Origin of the sequence: Aeromicrobium terrae (genome assembly GCF_008039565.1) — a bacterium.
Lineage (GTDB): Bacteria > Actinomycetota > Actinomycetes > Propionibacteriales > Nocardioidaceae > Aeromicrobium > Aeromicrobium terrae.
The window spans coordinates 572,330-591,102 of sequence record NZ_VDUX01000001.1 but is presented as its reverse complement, the minus strand read 5'-3'; the positions used below and the strand labels follow the sequence as shown (position 1 = coordinate 591,102).

Below are 18,773 nucleotides of genomic sequence, written 5' to 3'. Positions count from 1 at the left end.
CCCCGGCGCACCGACGTGAGCATCCCTACGCAGCCGCACGAGGCGGAAGATGGGTCGTCCTCCCGATGAGAGGACCGGTCTATCCTCCCTAGCGTCGACGCATGATGACGTCAGCACCGACCGTGGCCGGTTCGCTCGCGACCGTGGTGTTCGCGAGCGCGACCCTGCCGATGCTCCTGAAGGCCTACCGGAGCCGGGACCTGTCCTCGTACAGCACCGGCAACCTCGTGCTGGCGAACGTCGGCAACGCGCTCTACGCCGTCTACGTCTTCCACCTGCCGCCCGGCCCGCTGTGGGCGCTGCACGCGTTCAACGTCACGACGACCGGCCTGATGCTCTACTGGCGCCGGCGGTACGCGCGGCGGCCGGGCGAGCGGCCTCCGGAGCTCGTCCTCGTACGCTGAGTGTGTGACCATCCACTCCGAGCATCCGTTCGTGCCGCCGGAGGGCGACCGCGACCCGGTGCGGCGGCTCCGCGGCCGGCTGCCGGCCCCGGTCACGGTCTGGGCGGCCGGCACGGGCCGCGAGCGCCGCGGGCTCACGGTCTCGTCGGTCATCGTCGCCGCGGGGGATCCCGCGCGCGTGCTCGGGCTGGTCGACGAGGAGTCGCCGCTGTGGGACCCGCCGCCGACGACGGTCACCGTGAACGTCCTCGCCGCGGGGCACGAGTACCTGGCTGACGCGTTCGCCGGCACCGTCCCGTCGCCGGGCGGGCCGTTCACGCAGGGAGAGTGGAGCGACTCTGAGTGGGGTCCCGTGCTTGCCGGGTCCGCCGGGTGGATCGGCGTCCGGCTTGACCCCGAGCCGCCGCGCCACGTCGGCTGGGGACTTCTCCTCGAGGGCACGGTGGAGCACGTCGAGCCCGGGGGCGAGGAGGCCTTGGTGCACGTCCGCGGCAGGTACAAGCCCGGCCGTTAGACTGACGTGATGGGCGTGCTCGACTCGATCTCAGGACCCGCTGACCTGCGGCGGATGTCCGACGAGGAGCTGACCCAGCTCGCAGCGGAGATCCGTGAGCTGCTGATCTGCTCGGTGGCGGCCAACGGCGGCCACCTCGGCCCCAACCTCGGCGTCGTCGAGCTGGGCATCGCGATCCACCGCATCTTCGACTCCCCGCGCGACCGCATCGTCTGGGACACCGGGCACCAGGCCTACGTGCACAAGATGCTCACCGGGCGCGCCAACGACTTCGGCTCGCTCCGCAAGGAGGGCGGCCTCTCCGGCTACCCGAGCCGCGCGGAGTCCGAGCACGACTGGGTCGAGAACTCGCACGCGTCCACGAGCCTGTCGTACGCCGACGGCATGGCGAAGGCCAACCAGATCCTCGGCCGCGACGACCACGTCGTGGCGGTCATCGGCGACGGCGCACTCACCGGCGGCATGGCCTGGGAGGCGCTCAACAACATCGCCATGGGCGGCGACCGCCGTCTCGTCGTGATCGTGAACGACAACGGCCGGTCGTACACGCCCACCGTCGGGGGCCTCGCCAACCGGCTCACCGAGATCCGCACGAACCCCAAGTACGAGCCCGCCCTCAACGCCATCAAGGAGCGGCTGCAGCGGGGGCGCTTCGCCGGCCCGGCGGCGTACGACGCGCTGCACGCCATCAAGAAGGGCGTCAAGGACGCGCTGGCGCCGCAGGGCATGTTCGAGGACCTCGGCCTGAAGTACATCGGCCCGGTCGACGGCCACGACCGCCAGGCCATGGAGCACGCGCTCACCCAGGCGAAGCGGTTCGGAGGTCCGGTGCTGGTCCACGCCCTCACCACCAAGGGTCAGGGCTACGACATCGCCGTCGCCAACGAGAACGACCAGATGCACCAGGCCAACCCGTTCGACCGCGAGACCGGCGAGGCCACCAGCGTCGCGCCGGCCGGCTGGACGTCGGTCTTCCGCGACGAGATCGTGCGCATCGCCGACGAGCGGCCCGACGTCGTCGGCATCACCGCCGCCATGCTCTACCCGGTCGGGCTCGACGCGTTCGCCGACAAGTTCCCCGACCGCGTCTTCGACGTCGGCATCGCCGAGCAGCACGCCGTCACCAGCGCGGCCGGCATGGCGCTCGCCGGCCTGCACCCGGTCGTCGCCGTCTACGCCACGTTCCTCAACCGCGCCTTCGACCAGGTGCTCCTCGACGTCGCCCTGCACCGCTGCGGCGTCACGTTCGTGCTCGACCGCGCGGGCGTCACCGGCGACGACGGCCCCAGCCACAACGGCATGTGGGACATGTCGATGCTGCAGCTGGTCCCCGGCCTCCGGCTCGCCGCTCCGCGCGACGGCGCTCAGCTGCGTGAGCTGCTGCGCGAGGCGGTCGCGGTCGACGACGCGCCCACGGTCGTCCGGTTCGCGAAGGGCGCCGTCCCGGACGACGTCCCGGCGCTCGAGCGGCTGGGCGTCGCCGACGTGCTGTCCCGCGACGACGACTCCGACGTCTTCGTGCTGGCGGCCGGCTCGCTCGTCCGCGTGGCTCTCGAGGCCGCCGACATCGCTCGTCAGTCCGGCGCGCGCGTCACCGTGGTCGATCCCCGCTGGGTCAAGCCGTTCGACCCCGCCGTCGTCGAGCTCGCTGCCCGGCACCAGCTCGTCGTCACCGTCGAGGACAACGGCCGTCAGGGCGGGGTGGGAGCCGCGTTCACCCAGGCCCTGCGCGACGCGGGCAGCGACGTCCTCGTGAGCGTGCACGGCGTCGAGCAGGAGTTCCTCGACCACGCCAAGCGCGACGTGATCCTCGACCGTCTCGGTCTCACGCCGCAGGCGATCGCGGACGACATCGTCGCGCGGAGTGCACGGAACAAACCCGGCACGGCACGGCGTTGACCAGAATGTGAAGTGGCCATCACGACGTGAACGGGAGGAGCGGCCCATGAGCCAGAGCCCGGCCCAGGAGCTCGTGCTCATCCATGCCCTCGACGGCTTCCTCACCGCTGGTGCTGCACCCCGCCTCGCCGCCACGCAGCTCCGCAGCGGCCACGGCACCGTGATCAAGTCGTTCGACCTCGACGGTCTGTACGACTACCGCGCCCGCCGCCCGTTCATCACGTTCCAGAGCGACCACTACCAGGACTACGAGGAGCCGAAGCTCGACATCGTGCTCGAGAAGGACAACGCCGGCACCTCGTTCCTGCTCCTGGCCGGCCCCGAGCCCGACTTCGGGTGGGAGGGCTTCATCGACGAGGTCCAGGAGGTCGTGGAGGACCAGGGCGTGACCCTGACCCTCGGCCTCGGCGCCGTGCCGATGGGCGTACCGCACACCCGTCCGGCCATGATCACTACTCACGCCACGCGCCCGGAGCTCATCGACCGGAAGAACCTGTGGTCCGCCGAGGTCCGCGTGCCGTCCTCGGTGCAGTCGCTCCTGGAGTACCGGTTCGCCCAGCGCGGACTCGACGCCGCCGGCTACGTCGTGCACGTCCCGCACTACCTGGCCGCCGTCGACTACCCCACGGCCGCGGTCGCGCTGCTCGACGCCGTCGTCGACCGGCTCGGCCTGCAGCTCGACTACGAGCTGCTCCGCGAGTCCCAGGGCGAGGCACTCGCCGAGATCGAGCAGCAGATCGCCGCGCAGGACGGCGAGGGCGTCCTCTCCGGTCTCGAGGAGCAGTACGACGCCTTCACCCGCGGCGCCGCCCAGTCGCTGCTCGCCGACGACGACTCGATCCCCACGGGCGAGGAGCTCGCCGACCAGTTCGAGCAGTTCCTTGCGCGCCAGCGCAAGAACGACGACGGCTGACGAGAGAGTTCCGGCGCGCTGACGAGAGAGTTCCGGCGCGCTGACGAGAGAGTTCCGGCGCGCTGACGAGAGAGTTCCGGCGGCCCGACACGTCGGCACCCTCTCCTCACGCAGCCGGAATCCTCTCCTCGCCGGGCCGGAACTCTCTCCTCGCCGGGCCGGAACTCTCTCGTCAGCGTCGGTAGGGTGTGGGCGTGCCCGCGAACCTGACCGAGCTCGTCGACCTGCTGGACCTGGAGATGCTCGACGACGGGCTGTTCCGGGGTCGCCAGCCCGAGAACACCGGCTTCGTCCGCGTCTTCGGCGGCCAGGTGGCCGCGCAGGCTCTGGTGGCGGCTCAGCGCACGGTGCCCGAGGAGCGGCACGTGCACTCGCTGCACAGCTACTTCCTGCTCGGCGGCGACCTGAGCATCCCGATCATCTACGACGTCGAGAACGTCCGCGACGGTGGTTCCTTCACGACGCGACGGGTGGCCGCCCGCCAGCACGGCGCGATCATCTTCTACATGACCGTCTCGTTCCAGAAGGTCGAGGAGGGCTTCGAGCACCAGGACCCGATGCCCGACGTCCCGAGACCGGACGAGTGCGAGCCGATGGTCGACGTCATCCGGCGGCGCAGCGCCGAGGCGGCCGACTGGTGGGAGAAGGAGTGGTCGGCCATCGATGCGCGGATGACGCCGTCGGACGACCCGGCCACCCAACGCATCTGGTTTCGCCTCGTCGAGGGCCTGCCCGAGGATCGGCGCCTGCGCAACGCGGTGCTCACGTACTTCTCCGACCTCACGCTGCTCGGTCCGACGATGCGGCCGCACGACAAGGCCGTCGGATCACCCGACCTCCAGGTGGCGTCGCTCGACCACACCATCTGGTTCCATCGCCCGCCCGGCGAGGGGGAGTGGTTCCTCTACGACCAGCACTCCCCGTCGGCGTCGCGAGCCCGCGGCCTGGCGATCGGGCGCGTGTTCGGGGAGAACGGCGAGCTCGCCGCGACCATCGCCCAGGAGGGCCTGATCCGGCCGATCTCGCCGCAGTCCTAGGGGAGCGTGGGCAAAGTCAGCTCCGACGGGTACTGCGCCGACGTGTGGACCTTCATCACCGTCAGCGAGCCCAGCGCGAGCTTGAGGTTCGGCAGCAGGTGCGGGACGTCGAACGCCTGCACCGCGAGCCGCAGCCGGTGGCCCGGCCGGATGGTCGCCGCGGTGGGGAACACCTCGACGTCGATCGGGGCGACCTCACCACGGGCGAGCTTCTCCTGGGCGTCCCGGGTGAACGGATGGAACGGCTGGATGATCTTGCCGTTCAGGTAGCGGGTCCTCGACTCGTCCAACGCACGGTGCGAGATGACCTGCCAGCCACCGGTGAGGCGGCTCACCGTGCCGTCGGGCGCCACGTCCTCCACCGCGACCGACAGCATCCCGTCGCCGCTGTTGCTGGACGTGAACAGGTGCGCGTTGATCGGGCCCTGGATCTTCACGGGGGAGGTGACCGGCTCGGTCTCGAAGACGACGCCGAGCTTGTCGTTGACCTTGTTGTCCTTGAAGCAGGGGTTCCCGGGCGGGCCGAACTGCTTGAGGATGCCGGCGGTCCACTGGTTCAGGGAGCGCGTGCAGAGGCCCGCGACCGGGATCGGCAGAACGTTCGAGACGCCGTCCTGGGCCGCGCCCGTGGTGAGGGCGGCCGGCTTCGCGTTCGTCGCCGACCCGGAGAGCCGGAAGCTGGTGGCCTGCTGGTCGGTGATCCAGCCGGACGAGTGGCGCCACGTGTCGGGGCCCTGGTCGAAGTACGTGAGGTTGGGGATGTCGGAGTCGAGCGCCGGGTCGGGCACGCCCTTGATCCAGTGGTCGAACCAGCGCAGCTGGAGCTCGCTGAGCGTGCCGTAGCCGGCCTTCGCGATCTCCTTGCCGGCCGACGCCTGCAGGTGGTCCCACGGGCCGATGATCAGCTTGGCCGGGACGCCGCGCTGGCGGAGGTTCTCGAAGAGCAGGGGAGTGCCGCGCTGGAACAGGTCGTACTCGCCGCTGACGAAGAACGCCGGGACGTCGACCTGGTCGATGACGTTGATGAGGGAGCGCTCCGCGTAGAACGGGCCGTCGTAGTTCGGGTCGCCACCGACGACGGCGCGCAGGAGCAGTGGGAGGGTGAACGTGCCAGCCGAGCCGAGGTGGTCGAGCAGGGCGCCGAGCGCCGCGGCCGGGTCGGTCGGGGCGAACGCGGGCGGGATCAGGCCGGTGGCCGTGACGAGGCCGAGCCAGAGCGGGATGAACCCCACGTCGAGCTGGCCACCGGAGGCGACGACGTCGCGGTAGACGTCGGCGCCGGGCACCTGCGGGAAGATCGCCTTCAGCCCGGCCGGCTTGGCCGAGGCGGCCCAGAGCTGGCTGATGCCCATGTACGACGGGCCGGTCATACCGGTGAGGCCGTTGCTCCAGGGCTGGGAGTGCGCCCACTCCATGATCTCGCCGGCGTCCTGGTTCTCGCGGGCGCCGAAGGCCTTCCACTGCCCGCGCGAGGAACCGGTGCCGCGGGCGTCGACGTCGACCTGGATGTAGCCGCGCTTGACCAGGTAGCTCGGGCTTGCTCCGGCGAGGCCGCCGCCGCCCGTGGCGAGGACGGTCTTGTTGTACGCCGTGATGGTCACCAGGACCGGGAGCTTGGTCTCGATCGCCTTGCCGGACGCGTCGGCGGGCCGCTTGACGTCGGCTCGCAGCACGACGCCGTCGGACATCCGGATCGGGACGTCCTTCTGCGTGACGGTGCCGGGGTACTGCTCCGGACGCGGGGTCCACGTGGTCTCGGCGGTCGCCGGCGACGGGCCGACGAAGGCGAGCCCGCCGACCAGCAGGGCGAAGGCGAGCAGACGGGTCAGGTGGTGGCGCAGGTGCATGTCATCCCTCCACCGTCTGTAACGAGGAGTTACACGACCGGGTTACGCGCCGGGAGTGATACGGCCCACCAGGTGGACCCGCTCGCCGGACGTGACGCCGACGGTGGTGACGCCGCCGTTGGTGCGGCTGCCGAACGTCACCGTGCCGGGCAGCAGGATCGGCTTCTTGAACTCGACGTCGATCGTGAACGCCTTGGGCAGCCGGTTCTGCAGCGCGGCCAGCACGTGGGCCTTGGTCCACATGCCGTGGGCGATGTTGCGCGGGAACCCGAACGCCTTCGCGGTGAGCGGGTGGAGGTGGATCGGGTTCCGGTCGCCCGAGACGGCGCCGTAGCGACGGCCGAGGTCGCCGCCGAGCTTCCACTGGGCCGCGCCGCTGGGTGCCTCGACGCCCCCCAGGGGCGCTGGGGTCCGCTCGTCAGCACCACCCTTGCCCCGGGCGAGCAGCGTGGTGGTCTCCTCCCAGACGACCTCGCCGCCGACGGTGACCGTCGTGAGCAGGTCGACGAGCCGGCCCTTGGGGTGCGGGCGCAGGTCGGCGGCACGCACCGAGACGTCGAACGTCTCACCGACGCCGATCGGGCGGTGCTGGGTGATGCTGTTGCGCAGGTGCACGAGGCCCATCGGCGCGAACGGGAACGCGGTGTCGGTCATCAGCGCCATGTGCAGCGGGAACGCCGACATGTGCGGGTAGGTGGCCGGCAGCGTGTCCGAGTCGCTGAAGCCGCACACCCGGTTGTACTTCGCCAGGTGTGCGGGGTCGACCGTGACGCCCGAGCGCTCGAGCACGAGGTCCGGGACGTCCTTGGCCGCGTGCTTGACGCCGGGCAGCCCGCCGATGACCGGCAGCGCCGGGAGGACGGCCTTGAGCATCATCGGCGCCGTGGACGGCGCCTTGTCGAACGTGCGGGTGGTCACGACGCACCCAGCAGCATCTGGCCGTTGACGCCGACCACGTTGCCGCTCACCGCCGCGGAGCCCGGGCTGGAGAGCCAGGCGATGGCCTCGGCGACGTCGACCGGCTGGCCGCCCTGCGACATCGAGTTCATGCGCCGGCCGGCCTCGCGGATGCCGAGCGGGATGGTCTTGACCATCTCGGTCTCCATGAAGCCGGGGGCCACGACGTTGGCCGTGATGCCACGGTCGGCGACGCGCGGCGCGAGCGCCTGGATCCAGCCGATGACGCCGGCCTTGGCGGACGCGTAGTTGGTCTGGCCGTTGTTGCCCGCGATGCCGGCGATCGAGGCGATGCCGACGACGCGGCCGCCCTCGTTGATCAGGCCCTCGTCGAGCAGGTGGTCGGTGATGCGCTGCGGGGCGCCGACGGAGATGTCGACGACGAGCTGCCAGTTCTCGGCCTTCATGTTGCGCAGGCGCTTGTCGCGGGTGATGCCGGCGTTGTGGACGATGATGTCGACGCCGCCGTGGTGCTTGCGCACGTAGTCGGCGATCAGGGCCGGCGCGTCGTCCGCGGTGATGTCGCCGACGATGAAGCCGCCGCCGAGCTCCTCGGCGAGGGTCTTGAGGTCCTCCTGCAGCGGCGGGACGTCGAGACCGATGACGGTGGCGCCGTCGCGGGCCAGCGTGCGCATGTCGGCGGCACCGAGTCCGCGCGAGGCGCCCGTGACGAGCGCGACCTTGCCGGCCAGCGGCTTCTCGATGTCCTTGACCGCGGGTGCTTCGGTGATGCCGGTGGCGCCGAGCCGGACGACCTGGCCGGACACGTAGGCCGACTTGGGGGAGAGGAAGAAGCCGAGCGTGGACGCCAGCGCGCCCTCGCTGCCCTCGGCGAGGTAGACGAGGTTGGCCGAGCTGCCGTTGCCGACCTCCTTGGCCAGCGAGCGGGTGAAGCCCTCCAGGGCGCGCTGCGCGATGGCGGCACCCTCGGTGTCGGCCTCGGCCGGGAGCGAGCCGATGACGACGACGCGGCCGCAGCCTTGCAGCTGGCGCAGCACGGGGGTGAAGAACTCCTGCAGCGCGACCAGGCCGGCGGCGGAGTCGATGCCCGTGGCGTCGAAGACGAGGCCCTTGTACTTCATGCTGTCGGCGCGGACGCCCGTCGCCTCGATGCGGTTGGCCTTGAGAGCAGTGGTCACGGCCTTGGAGACCGGACCGTTCGTGGCCGAGCCGGTGAGCACGGTGCCCTTCACGAGAGGGCCGCCTTCGTAGCGCTCGAGGTACGGCGGGTTGGGGAGTCCGAGGTTCTTGACCAGGAACTTGCCGATCGGGTTGTGGGCCAGGTCCTGGTAACGATCCGTCATGACCGGGTGTGTCCTATCTCTCGCATACCAACGGTATCTGAACGATTCTTGAACTGTAGCCTTGCAGTGAGGCGCCGGTCCACCGGGGGTGGCGAGGCGCACACCTGACCATCATCGAGGAGTACCCCAATGGCAGAGCAACAGAACGCGGGCGCCGGGAGCACCGGTCGCCGGGTCGCCGTGATCGGCGGCAACCGCATCCCGTTCGCGCGCTCCAACACGGTCTACACCGGCGTCTCGAACCAGGAGATGCTCACGGCGGCGCTCGACGGACTCGTCGAGCGGTACGGCCTCGAGGGGGAGCGCGCCGGCGAGTTCGTCGCCGGAGCCGTGCTGAAGCACAGCCGCGACTTCAACCTCGCCCGCGAGACCGTCCTCGGCTCGCGTCTCTCGCCCGAGACGCCTGCCATCGACATCCAGCAGGCGTGCGACACCGGCATCCAGGCCACCATCCAGGTCGCCAACAAGATCGCGCTCGGCAAGATCGAGTTCGGCATCGCCGGCGGCACCGACACCACGTCGGACGCCCCGCTGGCCGTCGGCGACAAGCTGCGCAAGATCCTGCTCGAGGCGAACGCGGCCAAGGACACGAAGGGCCGTCTCGCCGCCATCGCGAAGATCCGCCCGGCGCACCTGGTCCCGGACCAGCCGCGCAACGCCGAGCCGCGCACCGGCCTGTCGATGGGCGACAGCCAGGCGATCACCACCAAGGAGTGGGGCATCACCCGCGAGGCGCAGGACGAGCTCGCCGTGGCGTCGCACCGCAACCTCGCCGCCTCGTACGAGGAGGGCTGGCAGGACGACCTGGTCACGCCGTTCCGTGGCGTCGAGCGCGACAACAACCTGCGCGCCGACTCCTCCATGGAGAAGCTCGCGAAGCTCAAGCCGGTGTTCGGCAAGGGTGAAGGCGCCACGATGACGGCCGCCAACTCCACGCCGCTGTCCGACGGCGCCTCCACCGTGCTGCTCTCCTCCGAGGAGGAGGCCGAGAAGCGCGGCTGGACCCCGCTCGCGTACCTCGTCGACTACGAGACCGCGGCCGTCGACTACGTGAGCGGCGCCGAGGGCCTGCTGATGGCTCCGGCCTACGCCGTGCCGCGCATGCTCGCCCGCCAGGGCCTGACGCTCCAGGACTTCGACTTCTACGAGATCCACGAGGCGTTCGCGAGCCAGGTGCTCACGACGCTCGCCGCGTGGGAGGACGCCGAGTTCTGCAAGACCCGCCTGGGTCTCGACGAGCCGCTCGGCGCGATCGACCGGAGCAAGCTCAACGTCAAGGGCTCCTCGCTGGCCACGGCCCACCCGTTCGCGGCCACCGGCGCGCGCATCACCGCCAACCTGGCCAAGCTGCTGCACGAGAAGGGCTCAGGCCGCGGCCTGATCTCCATCTGTGCGGCCGGCGGCCAGGGCGTCGTCGCGATCCTCGAGGCCTGAGTCCGCGCTGGGCGTGACGTTTTCGCCGTTGAATCCCGATATTCAGGGCGAAAACGTCACGCTCAGCGCGTTCAGGTGGCGCGAGCCGGGCCCTGCGCCATGGCCAGGGCGGTCCGGACGACGTACGTCTTGACCTCCTCGAACGGCACCGGGTCGAAGCCCGGGTGGCCCGGCACGCGCTCCCGGACCGACATCTGCAGCGTCGCGAGGTTCAGGACGCCGAGCGCCTGCGTGTAGAAGATGTTGGCCAGCAGCACCGGGTCGTGGACGTCGAAGTCGCCGTTCTTGGTGCCGTCCTCGATCACGTCGATCAGGTGCGCCATGCAGGAGGTCATCGAGCTGCCGAGCTGGACCATGACGTCCTGGCTGACCTCCTCGAGCAGCTCGTCGCCGCGACGACGCAGCAACGTCTGCGCGCAGTCGACGAACGCCGGGTGCCGCTCGCCGTACTCCAGGAACGCCCGCACGATCGCCTCAAGGCGCTGCGGCGGCTGGACCGAGCTGGCGGCTGCGGCGCCGAGGGCCTGCTCCACCTCGCGGAGGTAGCCGACCAGCGTCATCGCGAACAGCTCCTCCTTGCCGGAGAAGTGCCGGTAGATGATGGCGCGGTTGATCCCGACGGCGCGGGCGATGTCCTCGATCTGGGCGTCGCGGACTCCGCGTTCGTCGAAGAGGCGACGAGTGGCCGCAAGGATCTCCTGCGTCCGGGCCGCCCGACGGTCGGTCGTCGGCATGCCACCAGCCTAGTGGAACCTGTTTCCGGTTCTTCGGCGCTGCGGAGTGTCGGAACCGGACCGTACGCTGGAAGGATCATGCGACCGATCTCCGAGCTCAATCGTCAGGTGGCGCCGTTCGAGGTCGTCTCCGAGTACCAGCCCGCCGGCGACCAGCCCGCGGCCATCGCGGAGCTCGACCGCCGGATCAGCGGCGGCGTCCAGGACGTCGTCCTCATGGGCGCCACCGGCACCGGCAAGACCGCCACCACCGCCTGGCTGGCCGAGCGCCTGCAGCGCCCGATGCTGGTGATGCTGCCCAACAAGACCCTGGCGGCCCAGTTCGCCAACGAGCTCCGCGAGCTGCTCCCGAACAACGCGGTCGAGTACTTCGTCTCGTACTACGACTACTACCAGCCTGAGGCGTACGTCCCGCAGACGGACACGTACATCGAGAAGGACTCCTCGGTGAACGACGAGGTCGAACGTCTCCGGCACTCGGCCACGTGGTCCCTGCTCACCCGGCGCGACGTCATCGTGGTCGCCACCGTCTCGTGCATCTACGGCCTGGGCTCCGCCCAGGAGTACCTGGACCGCATGATCGGCTTCCGCGTCGGCGAGGAGATGTCGCGCGACCACCTGCTCCGGACGCTCGTGCAGGGCCAGTACGTCCGCAACGACGTCACGTCCACGCGCGGCACGTTCCGGGTGAAGGGCGACACCGTCGAGATCTTCCCCGTCTACCAGGAGCTGGCGGTCCGGATCGAGTTCTTCGGCGACGAGATCGAGCGGCTGATGACGCTGCACCCGCTCACCGGCGAGGTGCTGAGCGAGGACACCGAGCTGTACGTCGGCGCCGCCACGCACTACTCGGCGGGTGCGGAGACCATGGCGCGCGCGATCGACACCATCCAGGACGAGCTGGCCGAGCGGCTGGCGGAGCTGGAGCGCGAGGGCAAGCTGCTGGAGGCGCAGCGGCTGCGCATGCGCACCACCTACGACCTGGAGATGATGCAGCAGGTCGGCACGTGCGCCGGCATCGAGAACTACTCGCGACACATGGACGGCCGCGCGCCCGGCTCGGCGCCCAACTGCCTCCTCGACTACTTCCCCGAGGACTTCGTGCTGGTCGTCGACGAGTCGCACGTGACCATCCCGCAGATCGGCGCGATGTACGAAGGCGACATGTCCCGCAAGCGCACGTTGGTCGAGCACGGCTTCCGGCTGCCGAGCGCCATGGACAACCGGCCGCTCACGTGGAGCGAGTTCCTGGACCGGATCGGCCAGACGGTCTACCTCTCCGCCACGCCCGGTCCGTACGAGATGGGCAAGGTCGAGGGCGACGTCGTCGAGCAGATCATCCGCCCCACCGGGCTCATCGACCCCGAGGTCGTGGTCAAGCCCACCAAGGGGCAGATCGACGACCTCATCGCGCAGATCCGCGCTCGCACGGAGAAGAACGAGCGCGTCCTCGTCACCACGCTCACCAAGAAGATGTCCGAGGACCTCACGGACTACCTCCTCGAGGCCGGCATCCGCACCCGGTACCTGCACAGCGAGGTCGACACGTTGCGCCGCGTCGAGCTGCTGCGCGAGCTGCGGATGGGGGAGTACGACGTCCTCGTCGGCATCAACCTGCTCCGCGAGGGTCTCGACCTTCCCGAGGTGAGCCTGGTGGCCATCCTCGACGCCGACAAGGAGGGCTTCCTGCGCTCCGGCCGGTCGCTGATCCAGACCATCGGCCGCGCGGCGCGCAACGTCTCCGGCCAGGTGATCATGTACGCCGACACCGTCACCGACTCCATGGCGTCGGCCATCGACGAGACCAACCGACGCCGCGAGAAGCAGCTGGCCTACAACCTCGAGCACGGCATCGACCCCACCCCGCTGCGCAAGAAGATCGGCGACATCACCGACCTCCTGGCCCGCGAGGACGCCGACACGTCCAAGCTGCTGGCCGCCACCGGCGACCGCCGCCGCAAGGGCGCGCCGGTCCCGCTGGGCCAGCACACCAAAGACCTCGCCGACCTCCCGTCCGGCGAGCTGGCCGACCTCATCGACACGCTCAGCGACCAGATGCACGCCGCGGCCGCCGAGCTGCAGTTCGAGGTCGCGGCCCGGCTGCGCGACGAGATCGGCGACCTCAAGAAGGAGCTGCGATCCATGATCGAGGCAGGCGTCTGACGTGAGGTCGCCCGAGGCCGACGCGCTGCACCACTACCTGCAGCAGTGCCGTGAGGCGCTGCTGTGGAAGCTCGAGGGTCTCACCGAGAGCCAGGTGCGCCGGCCGATGACGCCCACCGGCACCAACCTGCTCGGCCTGGTCAAGCATGCGGCGTTCACCGAGTCCGGCTACCTGGGCGAGATCTGGGGCCGCCCGTTCCCGGCGCTCGCGTGGACGGACGAGCAGCTGGAGGAGGAGCCGAACTTCGACTTCTTCGCCACCGAGGACGAGTCGATGGCCGACGTCGTCGACCTCTACCGCCAGGCCTGGGCGCACGACGACGCCACGCTGGACGAGCTCCCGCTCGACGCGGTCGCCGAGGTCCCGTGGTGGCCCGCCGAGCGACGGAGCGTCACCCTGCACCGCATCACGCTGCACACGATCGTCGACCTCAGCCGGCACGCCGGCCACGCCGACATCGTGCGCGAGACCGTTGACGGGGCCATCGGCCTCACCGTCACCAACGACAACATCCCCACCGTCGACTGGGCGGCGTACCGCCAGCGGCTGGACGCCATCGCGTCGTCCTTCGACTGATCTGACAGGATGGTCCGCGGAGGGGAGTATTCCTTCGCCACGGTGTCGTCATCACGTCGGTCCCATCGACCGTCCGGTGCCATGGGCTGCTGAGGCAGCGGAAGAGACCTCCGGAGTCATTCACGACCCGGAGGATCCTTCATGGACGTTTCCCAGCTCGAGTGGGCCATCACCCTCGGCGTCACCATCGCGGTGCTGCTGTTCGACGTGGTGGTCGTGGCTCGCAGGCCGCACGAGCCCACGATGCGCGAGTGCGCCATCGCGCTCTCCGTCTACGTGGGCCTCGCCGTCGCGTTCGGCATCTGGGTGTGGAACTTCCACGGCCACGACTACGGCATCGAGTTCTACGCCGGGTGGCTGACCGAGTACTCCCTGTCGGTCGACAACCTGTTCATCTTCATCATCATCATGGCCAGCTTCAACGTGCCCAGGAAGTACCAGCAGGAGGCCCTGCTGGTGGGCATCGTCCTGGCGCTGATCTTCCGCGGCATCTTCATCGCCCTGGGCGCCGTGGCGATCGAGCAGTTCTCCTGGATCTTCTACATCTTCGGCGCGTTCCTCGTGTACACCGCCTGGACGCTGGGCCGGGACACCGACCACGACGACGACGGCGACAACGCGGTGGTCCGCTTCGCCCGCACGTACCTGAACACCACCGACCGCTGGGCCGGGCTGAAGCTGTACGTCAAGGAGGGCAGCAAGCGCCTGATGACGCCGATGTTCCTGGTGATCCTGGCGCTCGGCACCACCGACCTGATCTTCGCGCTCGACTCCATCCCGGCGATCTACGGCCTCACGAAGGAGCCGTACCTGGTGTTCACCGCGAACGTCTTCGCCCTGATGGGCCTGCGGCAGCTGTACTTCCTGCTCGGTGACCTGATGAAGCGCCTCGTCTACCTCTCGCAGGGCCTGGCGTTCATCCTGCTGTTCATCGGCGTCAAGCTCGTCCTCCACGCGCTGCACGAGAACGAGGTCCCGTTCATCAACGGCGGCGAGCACGTCCCGGTCTGGGAGATCCCGACGCTGCTGAGCCTCGGCGTGATCGTGGTGACGCTGGTGATCACGGCGGGGGCGAGCCTCTACAAGACGCGCGTCGCCGAGACCGACTGACCCGTCAGGACAGCGCGTCGGGCTCGCTGATGCCCACCTCTTCGCCGTGCTTGCGGCGGAGCAGGTAGACGGGCACGGAGAGGACGACGCCGAGCAGGAGCAGGAGCCCGGCGATCTCGTACTGCTCCGCGTCGCGGCCGGACAACGGCGTGACGAGGTAGAGGCACGCGACCGCTCCCGCCACGGCGATGGCGGTGTGGGTGCGGAAGTGGTCGCGGTCGACCCGCTCGCGCCGGAGCACCAGCACCGCGCCGTTCACGACGGCGAAGACGGCCAGCAGGAGCAGCGCCGTGGTGCCGCCGAGGACCTCGACCGCGTCGGCGCTCGCGTAGGAGACGTAGACGATCAGCGCGAAGGCCAGGCCCGTGGTGAACAGGATGGCCGCCCACGGCGTGCGCCGCTGCTCGTGCACCTTCGCGAGCGCGTGCGGCAGGACGCCCTGGTTGGCCATGCCGTAGAGCAGCCGGCTCGCCATCAGCATGTTGATCAGCGCCGAGTTGGCGACGGCGAACATCGAGATGAACGGCAGGATCCGGTCGAACGGGAGGTCCGGCGCGCCACGCTCGACGACGAGGGTGAGCGGGGTGTCGCTGCCCGCGAGGTCGCCGACCGGCACCAGGGCCACGGCGCAGATCGAGACGAGGACGTAGATCGCGCCCGTGATCCCCAGGCCGGTGAGCATCATCCGCGGAAAGATCTTGCGCGGCTCCTGCGTCTCCTCGGCCATGTTGACCGAGTCCTCGAAGCCGACCATCGCGAAGAACGCCAGCGACGTCGCGGTGGTGATGGCGACGAAGACGTTCTTGTCGCCCGGGGTGTCGAACGCGGTGACGCGGGAGAAGTCGGCGTCGCCCCCGCCGATCGCCCAGAACCCGATCAGGATGACGATCACCAGACCGGACAGCTCGATCAGGGTGAGCACCACGTTGGCCTTGACGCTCTCGCTGACGCCGCGCAGGTTGATCGCCATCGCGAGAGTCATGAACGCCAGCGCCATCAGCATGATCGACGTCTTGGACGCCTCCCACTCGACGCCCGCCGCCAGGTTCGCGGCGAACGCCTGCGACGCGGTCGCCGCGGACGTGATGCCGGAGCACATCACGGCGAACGCGACGATGAAGGTGAAGAAGTGCACGCCGAACGCCTTGTGCACGTAGAGCGCGGCGCCGGCGGCCTTCGGGTACTTGGTGACCAGCTCCAGGTACGACAGCGCCGTCAACGTCGCGATGACGAACGCGATGAGGAACGGCAGCCACGCCGCGCCGCCCACCTCGCCGGCCACCTGCCCGGTGAGGGCGTAGACGCCGGTGCCGAGGATGTCGCCGACGATGAACAGGAGCAGCAGCCCCGGTCCCATCACCCGTCGCAGCTCCGTGGTCTCCGGCTCGCTCGTGCTGGTGCTCATGGGCGTCCTTCCGTGGCAGGGCGGTCGGGCTGTCAACACCCTGCTCCGTGCGTCGGGACCCTGCAACCGGACGTGTATTTTCTATGTGGTGCTGGACATGAGAACACGCGTCGCCCGCTGGATCGGACGAGTCGCGATGCGTCGGCTGCAGCGCAAGGGCGGCATCGACCTGGCGCGCATCACGTTCATCCCGGAGCCCACGAAGGTCCCCCTCCAGCGCCAGGGCACCGATCCTGTCCCGCGCATGGCCGAGCTCCGGCGCACCGCGCCGCTGTCGCTCCTGCCCATGCCGTTCGACTTCCGGGTGTGGCTGGTCAGCGGGTACGAGGAGTCGCGCGCGATCCTGACCGACCGCGACAGCTACAGCAACGACATCCGTCACCTGTTCACCGGCGACGGCCCGGCCACGTCCGACGACATCGGCGGCCTCGGCTTCACCGACCCGCCGCTGCACACGCGCCTGCGGCGCATCGTCACGCCGGAGTTCACCATGCGTCGCCTCGCCCGGCTGGAGCCGGACGTCGCCGAGATCGTCGACGCGGGCCTCGACGCCATGGAGGCCGCCGGCTCTCCTGTCGACCTCGCCAAGCACCTCGCCTTCCCAGTGCCGTTCCAGACCATCTGCCACCTCCTCGGCCTCAGCGACTTCGAGTCCGAGGCGTTCGAGAAGCTCGGCAGCGCGCGGTTCGACATCACCGGGGGAGCGGCGGCGTTCGGCGCCGTCTCGGAGCAGCGCGAGTTCCTGTTCGAGGCGGTCGCCCGCCAGCGTGAGGACCCGGGCGCCGGCCTGATCGGCCAGATCATCCGCGACGAGGGCGAGGAGATCAGTGACGTCGACCTCGCCGGCCTCGCCGACGGCATCTTCACCGGCGGGTTCGAGACCACCGCCGGGATGATCGCGCTCGGCACGATCGTGCTGATGCGGAACCCGGAGCACGTCGCGCTCGTCCGGGACGGCTCGCCGGAGGACGTCGACCGTGTCGTCGAGGAGCTGTTGCGCTACCTCGCCGTCGTCCAGGTCGCGTTCCCGCGATTCGCCAAGGAGGACATGGAGCTCTTCGGTCAGACGATCCGCAAGGGCGACGTCCTGATCGCGTCGCTGTCGAGCGCCAACCGCGACGAGGTCTCGGCCGGCCCGGACGGCGAGTCGTTCGACCCGCTGCGGGTCCCGGCCAGCAGCCACCTGGCGTTCGGGCACGGCATCCACCGCTGCATCGGCGCCGAGCTGGCCCGCATGGAGCTGCGCATCCTCTTCCCGCGGCTGTTCCAGCGGTTCCCGGACCTCGCGCTCGCCAAGCCGGAGGAGGAGCTGAGCTTCCGGCAGCTCAGCTTCGTGTACGGCGTCGACGAGCTGCCGGTCCGGTTCTGACCGATCCCTGCAGAAACCCTCGCGACACCTCTTGCCGGTCTAGGTTTCGACCACCCGACGCGTTCGCCGCCACGCGAACCTTCCTGTCCGAGAGCATGGGCCTGGGGGAACCCATGCTCGAGATGGAGGGCTGGAGCCTCTTCGGCATGCCGAACGGCTCGATCATCGACATCTTCCAGCGAGGCGGCCGAGGGCATGTGCCCGTGGGGCCTGAATGACGGCGTCGTCTTCGGGTTCCGGGTCGACGACATCGAGGCCGCGTCCGCCGAGCTCGAGGCATCGGGCTGCGAGCTGCTGGGTGACGTCAACTTCGTCGAGCCGCTGAACTACTCGTGGCGTCACTTCCGCGGACCTGACGGGCGGACGTACGGGATCAAACAGCAGCACTGAGGACTACCAGCCGCGCTCGCGCCACTCCTTCAGGTGGGGGCGCTCGGCGCCGAGCGTCGAGTCGTTGCCGTGGCCCGGGTAGAACCAGGTGTCGTCGGGGAACCGGCCGAACAGCTTGGTCTCCACGTCGTCGATGAGCCGGGCGAAGTCCTCCGGCGACCACGTCTTGCCGACGCCGCCGGGGAACAGCGAGTCGCCGGTGAAGAGGTGGACGACGCCGTCGGGGTCGTCGTAGGCGAGGGCGATCGAGCCGTCGGTGTGGCCGGTGAGGTGGATGACCTCGAGCTCGCACGACCCGACGCGGACGCGGGCACCGTCGCTCACCGGTGCGGTCGTCGGCACCGGGATGTGCTCGGCGTCGATCCCGCTGGCCACGGTCTCGGCGCCGGTGGCGTCGACGACGTCGGCCAGGGCCTGCCAGTGGTCCGGGTGCCAGTGCGTCGTGACGACCCGGGCGATGCCGCCACCACCGATCAGCTCGAGCAGACGGTCCGGCTCGGCCGCGGCGTCGATGAGTGCCTGCTCGTCGGTGAGCGCGCACCGCAGCAGGTAGGCGTTGTTGGACATCTCGCCGACCGCGACCTTGGTGATGACCAGGTCGCCGGCCTCCTGGGTGTCGGCCGGACCGCCGACCTCGACCTCTCCGGTGTACGTCATGGGTCAAGCGTGCCGCATCGTCTGGCGGGGGTGCCGGGCCGTGGGCGGCAGATGTGCTC

Annotated in this window: 17 protein-coding genes; 11 read left to right on the top strand and 6 right to left on the bottom strand. The window is 69.9% G+C overall.

Features of this window, described 5'->3' with window-relative positions; genetic code table 11:
• The first annotated feature begins 101 nt into the window (after positions 1-101).
• The 5 genes from FHP06_RS02910 to FHP06_RS02890 all read left to right on the top strand — a co-directional run bounded on the left by FHP06_RS02910 (position 102) and on the right by FHP06_RS02890 (position 4,767).
• On the top strand, positions 102-404 hold the full coding sequence (locus FHP06_RS02910) for a hypothetical protein (protein WP_187271749.1): 303 nt from the start codon (positions 102-104) through the stop codon (positions 402-404).
• Positions 405-408: 4 nt separating this feature from the next.
• Positions 409-918 carry a flavin reductase family protein gene (locus FHP06_RS02905; RefSeq protein ID WP_147683575.1) on the top strand — a complete coding sequence of 170 codons (510 nt, stop codon included), beginning with the start codon at positions 409-411 and terminating at the stop codon, positions 916-918.
• Positions 919-927: 9 nt separating this feature from the next.
• Complete coding sequence (gene dxs / locus FHP06_RS02900) at positions 928-2,817, top strand: 1-deoxy-D-xylulose-5-phosphate synthase (protein WP_147683573.1); 1,890 nt, start codon at positions 928-930, stop codon at positions 2,815-2,817.
• Between the two features lie 46 nt (positions 2,818-2,863).
• Positions 2,864-3,730, top strand: a complete 867-nt coding sequence (locus tag FHP06_RS02895; RefSeq protein ID WP_147683571.1) for a PAC2 family protein — start codon at positions 2,864-2,866, stop codon at positions 3,728-3,730.
• Positions 3,731-3,924: 194 nt separating this feature from the next.
• Positions 3,925-4,767 carry an acyl-CoA thioesterase gene (locus tag FHP06_RS02890; RefSeq protein ID WP_147683569.1) on the top strand — a complete coding sequence of 281 codons (843 nt, stop codon included), beginning with the start codon at positions 3,925-3,927 and terminating at the stop codon, positions 4,765-4,767.
• Here the strand turns inward: FHP06_RS02890 and FHP06_RS02885 are convergent.
• Genes FHP06_RS02885 through FHP06_RS02875 form a run of 3 tightly spaced genes read right to left on the bottom strand, consistent with a single transcriptional unit; the run spans position 4,764 to position 8,875 of the window.
• On the bottom strand, positions 4,764-6,614 hold the full coding sequence (locus tag FHP06_RS02885) for a CocE/NonD family hydrolase (RefSeq protein WP_147683567.1): 1,851 nt from the start codon (positions 6,612-6,614) through the stop codon (positions 4,764-4,766). The genes FHP06_RS02890 and FHP06_RS02885 overlap by 4 nt on opposite strands.
• Positions 6,615-6,656: 42 nt before the next feature.
• Entirely contained in the window at positions 6,657-7,532 is an 876-nt protein-coding gene (locus tag FHP06_RS02880) for a MaoC/PaaZ C-terminal domain-containing protein (RefSeq protein ID WP_222706327.1), read from the bottom strand.
• Complete coding sequence (locus FHP06_RS02875) at positions 7,529-8,875, bottom strand: 3-oxoacyl-ACP reductase (RefSeq protein WP_147683565.1); 1,347 nt, start codon at positions 8,873-8,875, stop codon at positions 7,529-7,531. The genes FHP06_RS02880 and FHP06_RS02875 overlap by 4 nt, the downstream gene beginning before the upstream one ends.
• Before the next feature lie 129 nt (positions 8,876-9,004).
• On the opposite strand from FHP06_RS02875, the gene FHP06_RS02870 reads away from it, so the two are divergent.
• Positions 9,005-10,309 (top strand): acetyl-CoA C-acetyltransferase, encoded by a 1,305-nt coding sequence (locus FHP06_RS02870; protein WP_147683563.1) that lies wholly within the window; start codon positions 9,005-9,007, stop codon positions 10,307-10,309.
• Positions 10,310-10,380: 71 nt separating this feature from the next.
• Here the strand turns inward: FHP06_RS02870 and FHP06_RS02865 are convergent, their stop codons facing one another.
• Complete coding sequence (locus FHP06_RS02865; protein WP_147683561.1) at positions 10,381-11,043, bottom strand: TetR/AcrR family transcriptional regulator; 663 nt, start codon at positions 11,041-11,043, stop codon at positions 10,381-10,383.
• Positions 11,044-11,121: 78 nt separating this feature from the next.
• Here FHP06_RS02865 and uvrB point away from each other — a divergent pair, with 78 nt between their 5' ends.
• The 3 genes from uvrB (at position 11,122) to FHP06_RS02850 (ending at position 14,893) form a co-directional block, all read left to right on the top strand.
• The gene (gene uvrB / locus FHP06_RS02860) at positions 11,122-13,206 is read left to right on the top strand and encodes an excinuclease ABC subunit UvrB (protein WP_147683559.1); all 2,085 of its coding nucleotides are present in this window, start codon (positions 11,122-11,124) and stop codon (positions 13,204-13,206) included.
• A gap of 1 nt (position 13,207) precedes the next feature.
• A complete protein-coding gene (locus FHP06_RS02855; protein ID WP_147683557.1) occupies positions 13,208-13,783 on the top strand; it encodes a DinB family protein in 576 nt (191 codons plus the stop codon).
• A 141-nt stretch (positions 13,784-13,924) separates the two neighbouring features.
• The gene (locus tag FHP06_RS02850; RefSeq protein ID WP_147683555.1) at positions 13,925-14,893 is read left to right on the top strand and encodes a TerC family protein; all 969 of its coding nucleotides are present in this window, start codon (positions 13,925-13,927) and stop codon (positions 14,891-14,893) included.
• Positions 14,894-14,897: 4 nt separating this feature from the next.
• On the opposite strand, the gene FHP06_RS02845 is transcribed toward FHP06_RS02850, so the two are convergent.
• Positions 14,898-16,298 (bottom strand): APC family permease, encoded by a 1,401-nt coding sequence (locus tag FHP06_RS02845; RefSeq protein WP_147683553.1) that lies wholly within the window; start codon positions 16,296-16,298, stop codon positions 14,898-14,900.
• Positions 16,299-16,395: 97 nt separating this feature from the next.
• Here FHP06_RS02845 and FHP06_RS02840 point away from each other — a divergent pair, with 97 nt between their 5' ends.
• Positions 16,396-17,667 carry a cytochrome P450 gene (locus FHP06_RS02840; protein WP_147683552.1) on the top strand — a complete coding sequence of 424 codons (1,272 nt, stop codon included), beginning with the start codon at positions 16,396-16,398 and terminating at the stop codon, positions 17,665-17,667.
• Positions 17,668-17,862: 195 nt separating this feature from the next.
• On the top strand, positions 17,863-18,057 hold the full coding sequence (locus tag FHP06_RS02835) for a VOC family protein (protein ID WP_147683550.1): 195 nt from the start codon (positions 17,863-17,865) through the stop codon (positions 18,055-18,057).
• Positions 18,058-18,060: 3 nt separating this feature from the next.
• On the opposite strand, the gene FHP06_RS02830 is transcribed toward FHP06_RS02835, so the two are convergent.
• Positions 18,061-18,714, bottom strand: a complete 654-nt coding sequence (locus FHP06_RS02830; RefSeq protein WP_147683548.1) for an MBL fold metallo-hydrolase — start codon at positions 18,712-18,714, stop codon at positions 18,061-18,063.
• Between the last annotated feature and the right edge of the window lie 59 nt (positions 18,715-18,773).